Origin of the sequence: Nitrospirillum guanabarense (assembly GCF_034653355.1) — a bacterium.
Classification (GTDB): Bacteria; Pseudomonadota; Alphaproteobacteria; order Azospirillales; family Azospirillaceae; genus Nitrospirillum.
The window spans coordinates 798296-813505 of the sequence record NZ_JAYEER010000004.1 but is presented as its reverse complement, the minus strand read 5'-3'; the positions used below and the strand labels follow the sequence as shown (position 1 = coordinate 813505).

At 68.3% G+C, this 15210-nt stretch carries 15 protein-coding genes and 1 pseudogene; 3 read left to right on the top strand and 13 right to left on the bottom strand.

Features of this window, described 5'->3' with window-relative positions:
• Positions 1-2 precede the first annotated feature (2 nt).
• From UAA55_RS21770 to UAA55_RS21760, 3 genes are all read right to left on the bottom strand, one after another.
• The gene (locus tag UAA55_RS21770) at positions 3-1166 is read right to left on the bottom strand and encodes a glycoside hydrolase family 3 C-terminal domain-containing protein (RefSeq protein ID WP_322955331.1); all 1164 of its coding nucleotides are present in this window, start codon (positions 1164-1166) and stop codon (positions 3-5) included.
• A 19-nt stretch (positions 1167-1185) separates the two neighbouring features.
• A complete protein-coding gene (locus UAA55_RS21765; RefSeq protein WP_322955330.1) occupies positions 1186-2637 on the bottom strand; it encodes a glycoside hydrolase family 3 protein in 1452 nt (483 codons plus the stop codon).
• Between the two features lie 95 nt (positions 2638-2732).
• Positions 2733-4019, bottom strand: coding sequence for a Gfo/Idh/MocA family protein (locus UAA55_RS21760; protein ID WP_322955328.1), 1287 nt, complete (start codon positions 4017-4019; stop codon positions 2733-2735).
• A 163-nt stretch (positions 4020-4182) separates the two neighbouring features.
• Between UAA55_RS21760 and UAA55_RS21755 the strand changes: the two genes are divergently transcribed.
• On the top strand, positions 4183-5877 hold the full coding sequence (locus UAA55_RS21755; RefSeq protein ID WP_322955327.1) for a carboxylesterase/lipase family protein: 1695 nt from the start codon (positions 4183-4185) through the stop codon (positions 5875-5877).
• A gap of 9 nt (positions 5878-5886) precedes the next feature.
• On the opposite strand, the gene UAA55_RS21750 is transcribed toward UAA55_RS21755, so the two are convergent.
• The 4 genes from UAA55_RS21750 to UAA55_RS21735 form a co-directional block, all read right to left on the bottom strand.
• Positions 5887-6750 carry an oxidoreductase gene (locus UAA55_RS21750; protein ID WP_145609669.1) on the bottom strand — a complete coding sequence of 288 codons (864 nt, stop codon included), beginning with the start codon at positions 6748-6750 and terminating at the stop codon, positions 5887-5889.
• A 208-nt stretch (positions 6751-6958) separates the two neighbouring features.
• Positions 6959-7762, bottom strand: a complete 804-nt coding sequence (locus tag UAA55_RS21745) for a nucleotidyltransferase domain-containing protein (RefSeq protein WP_322955325.1) — start codon at positions 7760-7762, stop codon at positions 6959-6961.
• Positions 7759-8742 (bottom strand): DNA polymerase beta superfamily protein, encoded by a 984-nt coding sequence (locus tag UAA55_RS21740; protein ID WP_322955323.1) that lies wholly within the window; start codon positions 8740-8742, stop codon positions 7759-7761. Before UAA55_RS21740 ends, UAA55_RS21745 begins: the two co-directional genes overlap by 4 nt.
• Positions 8742-9635, bottom strand: a complete 894-nt coding sequence (locus UAA55_RS21735) for an AraC family transcriptional regulator (RefSeq protein WP_322955322.1) — start codon at positions 9633-9635, stop codon at positions 8742-8744. Before UAA55_RS21735 ends, UAA55_RS21740 begins: the two co-directional genes overlap by 1 nt.
• 142 nt (positions 9636-9777) lie before the next feature.
• Between UAA55_RS21735 and UAA55_RS21730 the strand changes: the two genes are divergently transcribed.
• The gene (locus tag UAA55_RS21730; protein WP_322955320.1) at positions 9778-10707 is read left to right on the top strand and encodes an alpha/beta hydrolase; all 930 of its coding nucleotides are present in this window, start codon (positions 9778-9780) and stop codon (positions 10705-10707) included.
• 128 nt (positions 10708-10835) lie between these two features.
• On the top strand, positions 10836-11282 hold the full coding sequence (locus UAA55_RS21725; RefSeq protein WP_322955318.1) for an acetyltransferase: 447 nt from the start codon (positions 10836-10838) through the stop codon (positions 11280-11282).
• 35 nt (positions 11283-11317) lie between these two features.
• On the opposite strand, the gene UAA55_RS21720 is transcribed toward UAA55_RS21725, so the two are convergent.
• The 6 genes and pseudogenes from UAA55_RS21720 to UAA55_RS21700 form a co-directional block, all read right to left on the bottom strand.
• The gene (locus UAA55_RS21720; protein WP_322955317.1) at positions 11318-12241 is read right to left on the bottom strand and encodes an alpha/beta fold hydrolase; all 924 of its coding nucleotides are present in this window, start codon (positions 12239-12241) and stop codon (positions 11318-11320) included.
• A gap of 157 nt (positions 12242-12398) precedes the next feature.
• A complete protein-coding gene (locus UAA55_RS21715; RefSeq protein WP_322955315.1) occupies positions 12399-12986 on the bottom strand; it encodes a hypothetical protein in 588 nt (195 codons plus the stop codon).
• 13 nt (positions 12987-12999) lie between these two features.
• Positions 13000-13422 (bottom strand): hypothetical protein, encoded by a 423-nt coding sequence (locus UAA55_RS21710; RefSeq protein ID WP_322955313.1) that lies wholly within the window; start codon positions 13420-13422, stop codon positions 13000-13002.
• A gap of 22 nt (positions 13423-13444) precedes the next feature.
• Positions 13445-13582: pseudogene (locus UAA55_RS31475) on the bottom strand (TetR/AcrR family transcriptional regulator); the annotation flags it as partial.
• Between the two features lie 55 nt (positions 13583-13637).
• Positions 13638-14267 carry a glutathione S-transferase family protein gene (locus tag UAA55_RS21705; protein ID WP_322955311.1) on the bottom strand — a complete coding sequence of 210 codons (630 nt, stop codon included), beginning with the start codon at positions 14265-14267 and terminating at the stop codon, positions 13638-13640.
• A 24-nt stretch (positions 14268-14291) separates the two neighbouring features.
• Positions 14292-14942: a glutathione S-transferase family protein gene (locus tag UAA55_RS21700; RefSeq protein WP_322955310.1), complete on the bottom strand. Its 651-nt coding sequence runs from the start codon at positions 14940-14942 to the stop codon at positions 14292-14294.
• Between the last annotated feature and the right edge of the window lie 268 nt (positions 14943-15210).

Below are 15210 nucleotides of genomic sequence, written 5' to 3'. Positions count from 1 at the left end.
TCTCACTCCGCCACGGGCGCCGTGCCGGCGATGGTGAATCCCGCCGTGGCGCCGGGCATGCCGGTGCCGGGCTGGCCGCCGCCCACGGTCAGGGTGTAGGCGCCACCGGCCACCACCCGGTCGCCCGCCTCCGTCACGCTGGACAGGTCGCGGGGGTCGAGGTCGAAATGGACCTTCTTGCTTTCACCCGGCGCCAAGTGGACGCGGGCGAAGGCGCGCAGGGCCCGGATGGGCGCGCCCGGAACCTGCGGGAAGCCCAGGTACAGCTGCACCACCTCATCCCCCGCCACCGCGCCGGCGTTGCGCACCTGGGCATCCACGCCCAGCGTCTCGCCCGCCTTCAGCGTGGCGGCGGACAGGGCCGGAGGGGTGTAGGCGAAGGTGGTGTAGCTTAGGCCATGGCCGAAGGCGTATAGCGGCTTGCCGGTGAAGTAGCGGTAGGTCCGCCCCCTCATGCTGTAATCCTCGAAGGGTGGCAGGCCGTCCACGCCCGTGTAGAAGGTCACCGGCAGGCGGCCGGAGGGGTTGTTGACGCCCGACAGCGTCTGACCGATGGCCATGCCGCCCTGTTCGCCCGGGTACCAGGCGTCGATGATGGCGTCGACGTGCGCCGCGGCCCAGTTCACCGACAGGGCGGACCCGTTCATCAGCACCAGGGCCATGGGCCTGCCCGTGGCCCTGACCGCCTTCAGCAGGTTCTCCTCCTCCGCCGGCATGTCCAGGCTGGTGCGGTCACCGCCCTTGAAGCCGGGGACGGTCACCGTCATCTCCTCCCCCTCCAGGGCGGAGCTGATGCCGGCCACGGCCACCACCAGGTCGGCCGCCTTGGCGGCGACGACGGCGCGGTTCAGCGGGTCGGCCACCACCGGGTTCCACACCAGGCGGATGACGGGGCCCTTGGCCGGCGTCTGGTCGATGCGGATGGCATAGCGGCGCCCGGCCTCGAAATGCAGGGCCTTCATCTGCGGCGTGCGCTGGCGGTCACCGTTCTTCACCGCCTCGGCCCCCTCCACCCACAGGGTGGCGTTGGCGCCGCTGAGGCCAATGTTGTACTCACCCGTCGCCGGCACGGTGACGAAGCCTGTCCAGCGGGCGGAGATGGCGGCGCCCTCCACCACCGGGGTCATGTCGCGGTCCAGGTTCAGGGTGCCGTCGGTGCGGGTCACGGCCGGGGCGCCGCTGAAGTCACGGTTGCCCCAGTACTCCCCCTTCAGGCCGGGCTTGCCATCCGGACCAGCTGAGGGCGCTGGCCGGAATGGTGGACGCGGAGCGCAGGAAGTTGCTGCCCGGCTCATAGACGATCTGGGCGTTGGGGAAGGCGGCACGGATGCCGTCCAGCGCCGTCACCGGGTGGATGGGCTGGCCGTTGTAGTTGCCCAGCAGCACATCCACTTGGTCGGCCAGCGGACCGATCACGGCGATCTTCTTCACCGCCGGTTTCACCGGCAGCACACCGTTGTTCTTCAGCAGCACCATGGACTCATTGGCCAGGCGCAGAGCCAGCGCCACATGCTCCGGCGAGTTCAACTGCGCGTCATCCACCTGGGCGTAGGGCACGCTGGCCGGCGGGTCGAACAGGCCCAGGCGCATGCGGGCCGTGAACAGGCGGCGCAGGCTGGTGTCCACCACGTCCTGCGACACCAGCCCTTGGGTGATGGCATCACGGTAGAGGTCGAAATCGTCCGGCTCATCCGGCGGGCGGTTGTACTGGGTGCAGTCGTTGTCCACGCCCAGCTTCAGCGACACGGCCGCCGCCTCCGCCAGGGTCTTGGTGTAGCGGTGGCCGCGCTGGATGTCGGCGATGGCGTCGCAGTCGGACACGACATAGCCGGTGAAGCCCCAGCGCTGGCGCAACTGGTCGGTCAGCAGGAAGTCGCTGGCGCAGGCCGGCTGGCCGTTGACGCGGTTGTAGGCGCACATGACGGAGGCCACCTTGCCCGCCGTCACCAGCTCGCGGAAGGCCGGCAGGTAGGTATCCACCATGTCATGCCGGTTGGCGGCCACGTCCACCTCGTGGCGCGTCGGCTCCGGCCCGCTGTGCACGGCGTAGTGCTTGGCGGTGGCGATCACCCGGTAATATTTGGGATCATCGCCCTGCATGCCTTGGACGAAAGCGGTTCCCAGCTTGCCGGTCAGGTACGGGTCCTCGCCATAGGTCTCCTGCCCCCGGCCCCAGCGCGGGTCGCGGAAGATGTTGATGTTGGGCGACCAGAAATCCAGGCCCTGGTAGATGCGGTGCTCCGCCCCCGCCTTTTCCACGCGGTTGAACTTCACCCGCGCCTCGGTGCCGATGGCCACCCCCATCTGGCGGATGGCGGCGGGGTCGAAGGTGGCGGCAAGGCCGATGGGCTCGGGGAACACCGTGGCCTCGCCATTGCGGGCGACGCCGTGCAGCGCCTCGCTCCACCAGTTGTAGGCGGGGATGTTCAGGCGTGGGATGGCCCGGGCCTGGTTGGTCAGCTGCGCCGCCTTCTCCTCCGGCGTCAGGCGGCCGACCAGGTCATCCACCCGGCGTTCCACCGGCAGGCTGGGGTCCAGGTAGGCCGGCTTCACCGCCTCCTGCGCATGAACGCTCCCCGCGCCCGCCACCACAGCCAGGGCCGTCAGCATGGCGACCCCGAACACAGAACGACCCATCCGCCCCTCCCATTGTTAGCGTTATCATTTTAAGTCCGGAACGGTCCTGGGATTGTGACCGCGCCATCAAGACAGCTGTGCTTTACGGTCGCCGGTCAGGCCGGCACGTCGACGGCCTTGGCCGGGTCGACCGCGCGAGTGTAGCCGAAGGCGGTGGACACGGTGGCGCCCCCCTGGGCGACCGAGTCCAGGATGGCCTTCATCAGCCGCATGTCCTGCAGCCCTTCCTCGCCGGTGGAGACCAGCGGCGCCTTGCCCCGCACCACATCGGCCATCCAGTCCATCTCCCGCGCGAACTGGTCGATCTCGTGGATGGCCTGCACCTGCGACTGGTACCCGGTCTGCACCGTCAGGCGGTTGCCGTTGTAGAAGGCGCCGGGGTCGGCCACCAGCCGCCCCTGCGCGCACTCCACCTGGTAGGACATGGTGGGGGCGTAGTCGAAACTGGTGGACCCGTTGGCGACGGCGCCGCTGGGGAAACGGAACTGCCAGGCGATCAGGTCCTCCACCTCGCGGAAGCGCGGGTCCTTGCGGTCGGTCTGCGCCCAGGCGCGCACCTCCACCGGCTCTTCATTCAGCAGGTAGCGGGCGCCGTTGATGCCGTAGATGCCCATGTCGGCCAGGGCACCACCGCCGGACATCTTCATGTCCAGCCGCCACACGTCCGCCGGATCGCTGAGCGAGGCCTGGCGCCCCATTTGCGTGACCACCATCCGGGGCTTGCCCAGCTTGCCCGAACGGATCAGGCGCATCGCGGCCAGGTTCAGCGGCTCATAATGGCAGCGGTAGGCGATCATCAACTTGCGGTCGGCGGCCTTCGCGGCGGCGATCATGGCCTCCGCATCCGCCACGCTGGTCGCCATGGGCTTCTCGCACAGCACATGCTTGCCAGCCTTCAGCGCGCGGATCGTGAACTCCGCATGCATGCTGTTAGGCAGGACGATGTAGACGACCTGGATGCGCGGGTCGTCCACGATGCGGTCGTAATTCTCGTAAGTGTAGATCGCGTCCCTGGCCACGCCGTGTTTGGCGGCGAGTCGCGTGGCCTTGTCAGGGTGGCCGCTGACCAGGGCGGTCAGCTTGGCCCGCTTGGCGTTGCGGAAGCCGGGCAGGATCTGCCCCTGCGACAAACGGCCCAGGCCGACGACGGCGAAGCCCACCCCCTCCCCTTCCGCCGGACTGGCGGCGGGTGACGCGAAGGCCGGGCGCATCAGCAGCGTGCCGGCGCCGGCGGCCCCCAAGCCCATGAGAAGACGGCGGGAAATGGCCAATTCGTCGGCGCCCGAACCGCCATCGGTCGGGGCGCTGTCGAGGGAAATGGGATCGGTCCCGGCCGCCGGAATGCGCGCAGGAATCCCCGGCCCTGTTCTCCGGACGCTCATTGTTCCTCCCGGTTTTTATGTTACCGTTATCAGAGACTCATACGCCGTTTACCCCGCGTTGAAAAGGGACCGGCTGGCGGCGTCCCTTCGCCCGGCCAGTTCCAGCTCCCTCGACGCGGCCCGGGCACCCGAGTTGCCGAAGAATAAAACCGGGAGGAAAATCATGGCCCTATCCCTCAACCGCCGCACCCTGTTGCAGGCCGGTGCCGCCGCCGTCGCCGCACCCTATTTCTGGGTTCCCGCCCGCGCCGACGATGGCGTCTGGTTCACGCAAACCGTGGGGCCCTTCGTGGAAGTCGAGACATCGGCCGGCCGACTCCGGGGTGGACACGACCGTGGCGCCCTGGCCTTCAAGGGCATCCCCTACGCCGGCCCGGCCTCGGGCAAGAACCGTTTCAAGGCCCCGCCCAAAGTGACGCCGTGGACCGGCGTGCGCGACGCCACCCGCCTGGGTCCGCCCGCCATGCAGGGCCCAGGCACCACCTATGGCGAGCATGAACCGGCCTACGGCGAAGACTGCCTGGTGCTGAACGTCTGGACCCCGGCGGTCAACGACGGGGCCAAGCGGCCGGTCATGGTTTACTGCCACGGCGGCGGCTTCACCACCGGCAGCGGCGGCCAGCGCATCCAGGACGGCGCCCGGCTGGCTGCCACCTACGATGTGGTGGTGGTGGCGACCAACCACCGCCTGGGCCTGCTGGGCTATCTCTACCTGGGCGACCTGGGCGGGGCGGACTACGCCACCTCCGGCAACCAGGGCATCCTGGACATCATCGCGGCACTCGGCTGGATCAAGGAGAACATCGCCACCTTCGGCGGCGACCCCGGCAACGTCATGGTGTTCGGCAAGTCCGGCGGCAGCGCCAAGACCTGCGCCGTCATGGGCATGCCCGCCGCCCAGGGCCTGTACCACAAGGCGGGGATGCAGAGCGGCCCCATGCTACGCGGACTGCCCAAGGAGGTGGCCACGGAGACCACGCGCCGCGTCCTGGCCGCCTTCGACATCCATCCGAAGGATTTCGCCAAGCTGCACGACGTGCCGGCACAGAAGTTCATCGACCTGCAGCTGGCGGCAGAGAAGGGCCAGGGCCCCCTGACCGTGGCCACCAAGGAGTGGCAGGCCGGCCACCCCCCGCCCAAGCCCAGCCTGGCGGCCAACCGCGCGCCCAAGCCCGGCGGCTGGGGCCCGGTGGTGGACGGCACCGTCCTGCCCCACCATCCCTTCGACCCGGCGGCGCCCGCGATGGTGGCCGGCATTCCCCTGCTGATCGGCAATATGCGGGACGAGGCCGCCTTCTTCGAGCGCGACCATCCGGAGTTCTTCCACATGGACGCGGCTAGCCTGACCGCGCGGGCCCAGCAGGCCTTCGGCCAGGACGCGGAGCGCATCCTGGCCACCTACCGCCAAACCCGCCCCAACGCCACGCCGGTGGAACAGGGCATCGCCATCGAAACCGCCCTGTCCATGGGCGCCGGCACCGCGACCCTGGCCGACCGCAAGGCGGCGCAAAGCGCCCCCGTCTACCGCTACCGCAACGACTTCCAGTCCAACATCCCCATCAAGGGCACGGACTGGACCCTGCGCGCCGGCCATGCCATCGACATCTCCATCACCTTCCTGAACACGGAGATGCCGGACCTACAGGGCGATGGCCCCGGCCTGGTGGAGGCGTCCAAGGCCGTCAGCGGCTATTTCACCAGCTTCGCCCGCAGCGGCGTGCCCACCGCCGCCGGCCAGCCGGACTGGCCCCGGTATGAGACCAAGGACCGCGCCGTCATGCTGCTGAACAGCCAATGCCAGGTGGCCCTGGATCCCGACGGGCGGGAGCGGGAGATGTGGCAGGCGATGGGGGTGTGAGCGCCTGCCTCAAGGATTGGGGAAATCGGCGGACAGCGCCTGGTCGCGCTGGCCCTCGATTTCCTCCAGCCGCTGGCGCAGCCGCGTCACCACCGCATCCTGGCCCCAGGCGCCCAGCACCACATGGCGGGGCGGGATCGGCCGCTGTGTGATCTCGATCATGATGTCGCTGGCCCGCACGGGGTCGCCGGCCTGGGTGCCGCTGATGTCCTTGGTGGCGGCCAGGCGCTTGGCCGCCGTGTCGGCGTAATCCGGGATGCGGCTGGCCGTCTGGCGCAGGGAACGGCCAGCCCAGTCGGTGCGGAAGGGTCCCGGCTCCACGCAGGTGACGCCGATGCCCAGCGGTTCCACCTCCGCCCGCAAGCTGTCGGACCAGCCCTCCACCGCGTGCTTGGACGCGGCGTAGTAGCCGGAACCGGGGTAACCCACCAGGCCGGCGACGGAGGTGATGTTGAGGATGCGCCCGCCGCCTTGCGCCCGCATCAGGGGCAGCACCGCCCGCGTCATGGCGAACAGGCCGAAGACGTTGGTGTCGAACTGGGCGCGGATCTCAGCCTCCACCCCCTCCTCGATCGCGCTTTGGTAGCCGTAGCCGGCATTGTTCACCAGCACGTCGATGCGGCCGAACCGCTCTTGCGCCGCCGCCACGACGGCGTCGATCTGGTCGTACCGGGTGACGTCCAGCGCCGCCGGCATGGCCCGGTCATCCGCCGTCGCCACGATGTCGATCACCTGCGCCGCGTCGCGCGCCGTGACGACCACCCGCCAGCCGCGCGCCAGCACCCGTTGCGCCAGGATGCGGCCGAAGCCGGTGGAACAGCCGGTGATGAGCCAGACGGGGGTTTCCAAGGCGGGCGTGCGGGTGTCAGCCATGCGGGTCGCTCCGGAATGGGATCGGTACCAGGGGCCACCACCCTAAAGCAGCGCCCCCATCCCCGTCCAATGGCCAAGGCGACATAGGCCTGTGGCACTTCGTTGCCTCCCGCGCGCGCCCGGCGCAGACGGTCGGCGCGGCCGGCAAAGTGGCGATCGCGGAGCCCGGCCGCAGGTGCACCGCCTCGATGCTGGCGCGAGTTTTGAGTCAGTTGGCGTAGGCGTCCAGAACCAGTTCGGCGAACAGGGCGTCAGCCCTCCGGCCCACTTCCCGCCGGGCCTCGCCCCGCATGGCCGGGACAGGCTGAGCCAGGACATTGCCAATCAAGTGGTCAAGGATGGGCAGGCGGGCGGTGGTGTCACGCTCGGTCGAGGGCAGCTTACGCGCCACCAAAGCGGCGATTTCATCAGCGACTTCGGCCGATAGGAACAGCCCCCGCAGCAAGGCGGGCAAATCCATGGGCGGCACGTCGCGCCGCTCGCGCACCCACTGCAAGGCCAAGGCCGATCGCAGGGCATAGCAATAGGTCTTGAGCCGGGGGGCCTCCGCCGCCAGCACGTCGTTGAACATACGCCGCGCCTGCCGGTCGTAGTGGTAGGCGACAGCGGTCAGGTCCACGCTGGCACGCGCGAAGTTCAGCAAACGGGCCGCCGCCGGCCCAAGCTCACGATAACGCACGGGCGAGCATAGCCACTCGATCAGCACGGCGTTGGACCGCAGCGCCAACTGGAAGGCCTTGCGCAGGTCCCAGCCACTAACGTCGAACACCGCGTCGACCGGCCGTTCGATCACGTCCCGCTGATCAGTGACGGTCAGATAGCTGGACAATGGGCGCAAATAGAGGAAACGCACATCATAGTCGCTATCCTGGGACGGGAAGCGCCATCCCCGGCTGCCGGATTCGATGGCCAGCAGGATACGCACGCCCTCTTCCTGCTCCACGGCACCCAACTCCGCCTGGATGCGGGTATGGATCGCCGGATCGACGAAAGGATCGGAAAAGTCGGTCACACCGCCTCCAGAACCTTGGCCCGGTGGCTGCGCACCACGAGGTCCTCGATGAACATCTTATCCGGTTCATCCGGCAAGGTGGACCGGGCTGCGGCGGCCTCCACCTCGGCGAGCAGCGCCTCGATGGCGGCCGCGACGGCATCGTAAGATCGCTCCCCCCGCTTGATGGCCAGAATCTCTGGCGCATAGGCCAAGGGAAAGACGATACGGCCTGTGTCGAACAGCTCCAGCGCTTCCCGCCCGATGCGCACGGCGTGCGACATGCCTTTCCAATCGACGCCGTCATTCCGTGCGGCCAGCAATGCGCGCTGACCGTAGTCGGCCACCAGCCGCTGGACGATCTCCCGCGCCGTGCGAATGGACGCGCTGAAGGGCACGCGCTTGCCGCAGACCTCCAGATGGGTCAGCGGCTGCCCGTTGGCGGACGCCAGGTCCAATAGGGCGGCATCCTGGACATTTGCGACATAGTCAGTCAGGTCCGCCCGGGCCTCTCCCAACCTGGCCAGCGCCCCATAGGTGGCCTCCGCCGCCTCCAGCACCGCCAGGCCGCGCTGGGCGGTGATGACCCGGGCCCCGCGCAGGCTGAACTTGGTCGCCTGCTGCCGGCCATAGCGTAGAAAGGATTTGGCCTGGCGCGACACCAGCCGATGGCTGTTGGCCTGTATCTCCCGCCACAGGGGGGACGGCGCGCGCATCATCGCAGCCTCGGGCGCGAACAGCATGTCGAACGCCACCGGCTGGCCCTCCGCCACCAGTTCCAGATAGCGTTGCAGGCTGTAAGCCTCATGGTCGACATCACCCGGACCGTTCTTCTCCCCATTGGGCTTCGGTGGCAGCAACATCACGCTGCCGCGTATCCGGCCCAACAGGATGTCACGCCCCTGCGGCAGGTAAACAGCCTTGTAATCCAGATCGGACGATGCCGTGGCGGTGCCGTAGAGATGTGAGCCGAAACGCATGTCGACTATAAGGTCCGTCATCAGTTTCCCCCAACTCTCCGCAGCCTCTTGCCGTCCCGTCCCGGCGCCTGGCCGAACTGCCGGCGGTATTCCCGGCTGAACTGCGAGGGGCTATCGTAGCCCACGGCGAAGCCGACGGCGGCCACGTCCTCCGCCGACGCCATCAGCCGCGACCGCGCCGTCTGCAGCCGTATCTGCTTCTGATACTGGATGGGGGTCATGGAGGTGACGCCCTGGAAATGCCGGTGGAAGGAGGTGACGCTCATGCCCGTCAAGCGCGCCAGATCCTCGATGCGGAAGGCCTCGGCGAAGTGGGCGCGGATCCAGCGGATGGCGCGGCCGATCTGGGCCATGCGGCTGTCGGCGAGGCCGATCTGGCGCACCATGGCCCCTTGCGGCCCGTTGATCAGGCGCCAAAGGATTTCCCGCTCGATGGCCGCCCCCAGCACCGGCAGGTCGGCCGGCCGATCCACCAGGCGCAGCAGGCGGATGACGGGCTCCACCAAGTCATCGCTGAGGTCGCTCACGGCGATGCCGGGCGGGCCGGACTTGGGCACCGGCCCGCTTCCCACCTCCAGCAACAGCGACGCGATGGCCTCTGCCCGCAGGGTGATGCCCAGGCCCAGGTAAGGGGCCTCAATCGACGCCTCCGCCACATGCGCTTCCAGCGGCAGGTCGACGGAGACGATCAGGTACTGGCCGGCGCCATAGCTGAAGACGCGGTCGCCCAGGCAGACCCGCTTGGCGCCGCGCGCCACCAGGGCGAACACCGGTTCGCTCACCTCCGCGATGGGCGGCGTGGGCGCGCTGGCCGATAGCAGGGTGAGGCCCGGCAGCGCCTGGAACGCCGGGGCGTCCAGTTTGCCATGGCAGGTCATCAGCCGTTGCAGGTCGGTCAGCAGGAAGGGGTCCATGCCGGCAACCATAGCGCATGCGCGGGCGCTTGTGTGTGATCCTCTCCATTTTGGCAGGATCATGCATTTATTCGGCAGGCCCGTTCTACCGCCCGCGGCTGGTTCTTTGATCCCATGGGGGTACCTGAAATGGAGTCTTCCCATGAGAACGGATGTCAGCTTCCCAAGTGCCGGCCTGAAAATCGCGGCGCACCTTTACATGCCGGACGCCCCCACGGCGCAGCCGCGTCCCGCCATCATCGTCGGCCATCCCGGTAGCGCGGTGAAGGAGCAGACAGCCGGCCTCTACGCCCGCCACCTGGCGGACCAGGGCTTCATCACCCTGGCCTTCGACGCCGCCCATCAGGGCGAGAGCGAAGGGCTGCCCCGGGGCCTGGAAGATCCGGCGCAACGGGTGGAGGACTTCAAGGCCGCCACCTCCTACTTGAGCGCGCTGGACACCGTCGACCCGGCCCGCATCGGCGCCCTGGGTATTTGCGCCTCGGGCGGCTACGTCATAGCGGCGGCGGCCACCGATACCCGTATCCGGGCGGTGGCGACGGTCAGCGCCGCGGACATCGGCCGCCATTTCCGCCACGGCGCCGATGGCACGCTATCCCCCGCCGTGCTGCGGCAGATGCTCGATGCCGCCACCACCGCCCGCACGGCGGAAGCGCGGGGCGACGGCATGGGCGCCCTGCCCCTGTTCCCGGCCACGGCGGACGAGGCTCAGGCCCAAGGCCGGCACGCCTTCGAGGGCTATGAGTACTATTGTACTGACCGGGGCCGGCACCCCCGTTCCGCCAAGACCCTGACCTGGAGCAGCATCGACCGCATCGCCGCCTTCGACGCCTTCCGCTTCATCGACATGATCGCGCCCCGCCCCCTGCTGCTGGTGGTGGGCAGCGAGGCGGTCACCGCCTGGATGGCGCAGGAGGCCTTCCGCCTGGCGCGGGAACCCAAGCAGTGGGCCTGGATCGAGGGCGCCACCCACGTTGACCTCTATGACAGGGAGGTGCCCGTCACGGCGGCGGTGGAAAAGCTTTCCGCATTCTTCGCCGCGAACCTGGCCGGCCGGGATGAGGTGGGGTAACCAAGCCGTCTTCCCCTCCTGGAGACGTGCGATCGGCACCGGCTGGGCGGGAGTGACGGCCGTCAGTGACAGTAGAATGGAGGGGCGTGTGTCCTCACCGGCCATTCACAACGGCCGAGGGGCAACCATTGATCAACCCAATCACTATTAGGCCGTCCACCCCTCGCGACGGGGTCAGGATCCTCGACATCTGGCGCCGGGCAGTCGACGCCACCCACCACTTCCTGACACCCTCGGACAGGGCGGCCATCGATGCGGAGGTGGCGGGCTTCCTGCCCGCGGCCCCGCTGTGGCTGGCGGTCGATGCCACCGACCGGCCCATCGGCTTCATGCTGCTGAACGGCGCGCATATGGAAGCGCTGTTCGTCGATCCCGACCACAGGGGGGCAGGGGTCGGGCGCCGGCTGGTGGCCCATGCCCTGACCCTGCATTCCGTCCTCACCACCGACGTGAACGAGCAGAACGGTCAGGCCGTGGGTTTTTATGAGCGGTTGGGCTTCCGCCCCACCGGACGCTCCGCCCTCGACGGCCAGGGGCGGAGCTATCCGCTGATTCATCTACGATCGGGCGATTGACCGCCAAGATCACGCCGGGGCGCCCCACCGGGGCTTCACACCTTGGCATCCAGGAAGGCGCGGATGGCGGCGACCGTCGCCGCCGGCTGTTCCTCCATCAGCCAATGGCCGGATTGAGGAATGACCAGTTCCTGCACATTGCTGGCGGCGGCGCGCGCCACCACCGCCATGGTGGGACCGAAGGAATGGTCGCCGCCAATGGCCAGGACCGGCATGGTCAGCGGCCCCTGGGCCAGGAAGGCCTGGTCGTCCTTCACATCCTGGTCGAAGGCCTTGAATTGCTCGAACCCGGCATGCATGGCGCCGGGCCGGGCGTAGAGGGCCGCGTAATGCTGGCGTGAGGCCTCATCGAACTTGCGCGGATCGGCGGAGAACTCGTTCCAGAAGCGGTCGAGATAGATGCGCTCCCGCCCCGCCACCAGCCGTTCCATGTCCGGGCCGCCGAAGCGGAAATGCCAAAGCAGCGGGCTTTTCAGGATCTCGTCCCATGGGCCGACGCCGGGAATGGGCGCGTCCATCAGAACGAAGCGGGTGACGCGATCGCGGTTCTGGGCCGCGAAGGCGTAGCCCACCATGTTGCCGATGTCGTGGGTGACCAGATCGACCTTGCCGATACCCAGCGCGTCCAGCACGCCCGCGATATCCTGGCCTTGCGTCTTCTTGTCGAAACCGCTGGTGGCGCGCGCGGACAGGCCCATGCCGCGCAGGTCGGGCACGATCACGGTGTGATCGCGCATCAGGTCGGCAGCCAGCGGTGCCCACATGTCGCCAGTCTCCCCATAGCCATGCACCAGGACGACGGCGGGGCCGCTGCCGCAGACGCGGACGTGCAGGGTGGTGCCGTTGGCCGGGACCTGCCGCGCGTGGCAAGTGGACGGGAACGGCATGACCTTGGCGCTGGCGGCACCGACGCCAAGGCACCATAAGGCGGCCACACTCGCGGCAAGCAGTTTCAGCATGGGGGCGGTCCTCGCGAAACGGAGGGGCCCGAACCCCTCGCCTGGTTGTTTCGCCATGCCTATACCGTCTTGCGGCACCTGTGATTGTAGATACATGTCCCGTTTGGACGATGCCGGTGGTTTTTGTTGGCAGCGTAGGCGGCCAGGGGCGCGGCCGTCATGAGACGGCGGCCTTGCCCTGCCGGCGCAGGAAGAGGATCTGGGCGGCCACGCCGATGACCAACATGGCGAAAAGGGCCGCCTGGGCGCCGAGCAGAAGCGGCGACTTCAGGTCGGTGACCAGGGGGTGGCCATCGGGGACGCGGCGCAGGGTTTCGCTGACCGTCGGCACCATCAGCAGGAAGGCCGTCAGGCTGAGGAAAATCGTCTCCAGATACCTGGCCGCGCGACCCAGGCCGGGAACGCGCCCGACCCCATATCCGGCCAGCAGCACCAGGATGGTCACCACCGCGATGCCGTAGCTGACGGGTTGATGGGCGACCAGAAACACCGTGACGGCCCCGATCAGCATCGACACGAAATAGACGGCGCCAGGCCCCGACCGCGGCACGATCCGCCCGTGACGCGCGAACATGTACAAGGCCAGCGGAATGGCGGGAAGGCTGCCGAGCGTGTGCACCCAGCCCAGGGGTGAAATTCCAAACATGTCGATCTCCATGAGTTCGGAAAAGGGGAAATACGGACGCCACGATAACATCCGACTAGTAGGTAGGTATTTCAGGCACGCGAATACGCCGCCCGGCATCAGGGTGGCATTCCTACCGCGCGGAAAGCCGATCAAGCAGGGGGGTCGTGACGACCCCGAACATCTTGGGGTCGCCATAGGCTCGCGCGGACAGCATGGCCCCGTGGATGGCGGCCATGAACGTCTCCGCCTCCGCCCGCGGTGCCCCGGCGAGGTGGAACAGCTTCTGCTGCGCCCCACGCTCGAACACGGAGGTCAGCCAGGCCGACAGGAAACGGAAATGCGCCCGGACCTCCAGCGCCACCTCTTCCGGCAGGATAGGCAGTTCACTGGCCAGCAGGGCGCAGATGCAGAAGGAGGCGCTGGCGTCCGTGATGCATCCCTCCCAATACCCGGCGTAGCTCCGCAGTTGCCCGAGGGGGTCGGGAACATGGCGCTCCAGATCCGCGATCCCGACCCGCGCCTCCTCGCGGTAGCGGGCGACAAGGGTGCGCACCAGAATCCACCTTGTTGGGAAAGTGGTGGTGGATGCTGGCCTTGCGGATGCCGACAACCGCGGCGATGTCAGCGTAGCTGAAGCCGTTGTAGCCGCCCGCCATGACCAGCGACCGCGCGCAGGCCAGAATCTCATCCGCTGTGGAGGTAAGATTGCTCATGCGCAAAACCTACCTTCTAGTAGGTTGCGTGTCAAGCCTCGTGACGCCCCCTCGGCTAGGCGCCCCCCATCGCCGCCCGGGATGTCGCCAAGGCCCGCTGGTAAGCATCGCGCCCGTTGGTGCGCGCCATATAGGCCCGCTCCCCCTCGCCCAGGACCAAGTCGCCGAACCGTTGGGCCAAATCCCGGGCGTAGGCCACGGAGATATCGGCCGCCGTGAACGTCTCGCCCGCGAGGTAGGGCGCGCGCGCCAGTTGCCGGGTCACCAGCCCCAGCCGGCTCTCGAACACGTCCAGCGCCTGGCGGGCGGTCCAGTTGCGCCGCTCGGCCTCGGGCGCGAAATGGCGGCTGCCGCCGACGAAGTAGATGGAGGCGGCCAGGCCGGCTTCGCCCAGGTGCAGGAACTGCTGATACAGGGGGAAGGTGGGATGATCCGGGGCTGGCGCCAGCGGCGTCGGGCCGTAGCGGGCCATCAGATACTCCATGATCGCGATGGATTCGACCATGGTGACGTCGCCATCCTGCATCACCGGGATGAACCCGGCGGGATTGACCGCCCGGAACTCCGCGTCCTCACCACCGGCCAGCAGGTCCACCGGCCTGATGAGATAAGGAATGCCCATCTCCTCCAGCAACCACGCGACCCGTAACGACCGCGAGGTCCCTCCACCGAACACCCTGATCATCCTTCCGTGCCCCTCCCTGCCCTGTCAGCCGCCCGACGCGGCGGTGAAGACCGCCAGCTGGGCGGCGAAGGCGCGCTGGTAGGCCGGCCGGGCTTCGCCGCGGGCGACATAGGCGGCAAGGGTGGGATACTCATCCAGGATGCCGGCCGCCTTCACCCGCAACAGCACCGACACCATCAGCAGGTCGCCGGCGCTGAACGCGCCATCCAGCCAGTCGGCATCGCCCAGATAACTGGAAAGCTCATCCAGGCGCCGGCGGATGCCATCCTTGACCATCGCCCGGCGTTCCTCGAACCAGCTTTTGTCGCGTTCCAGGAACATGACGGTCTGGAGGTCGAGGATGGGCGGCTCAACCGTGTTGAGCGCCGCGAACATCCAGCTGATGGCCCGCGCCCGGGCACCAGCCTCGCCGGGCAACAGGCCAGCGTGGCATTGCGCGATGTGGAGCACGATGGCCCCGGACTCGAACAGCACCAGGCCGCCGTCCTCATAGGTGGGAATTTGCCCGAACGGATGGCGCGCCCGATGGGCCGGCTCCTTCATGGCGCTGAATGACAGCAGCCGCACGTCATAAGGCCGCCCCGTCTCTTCCAATGCCCAACGCACGCGCATGTCCCGCGCCAGTCCCCTGCCGCGGTCAGGCGACAGCTCAAAGGCGGTGATGGTGGGGTTCATCGGCAGCCTCCCTTGCCTATGCACGATGTCATCAGGCGAGACCCGGTGCCCCCGGGCGGCACGCCCCTCCCCCTGTCCTCGGTGGCCTTCGCGAACACCATGACCCGCATCGTCCGCCTCCCTCGTTTGAGCCCGCGCCTTGGAGCCTCTCAGTGGAACGACGAACGGCGCCGCCGGGAACCGACACCCACCTCAACAATTTTCGTGCGCGTCGCGCAATCAATGGCGCGGGTTGCGCCAGGAATGAACAAGGCCCGCCCTCGAACCC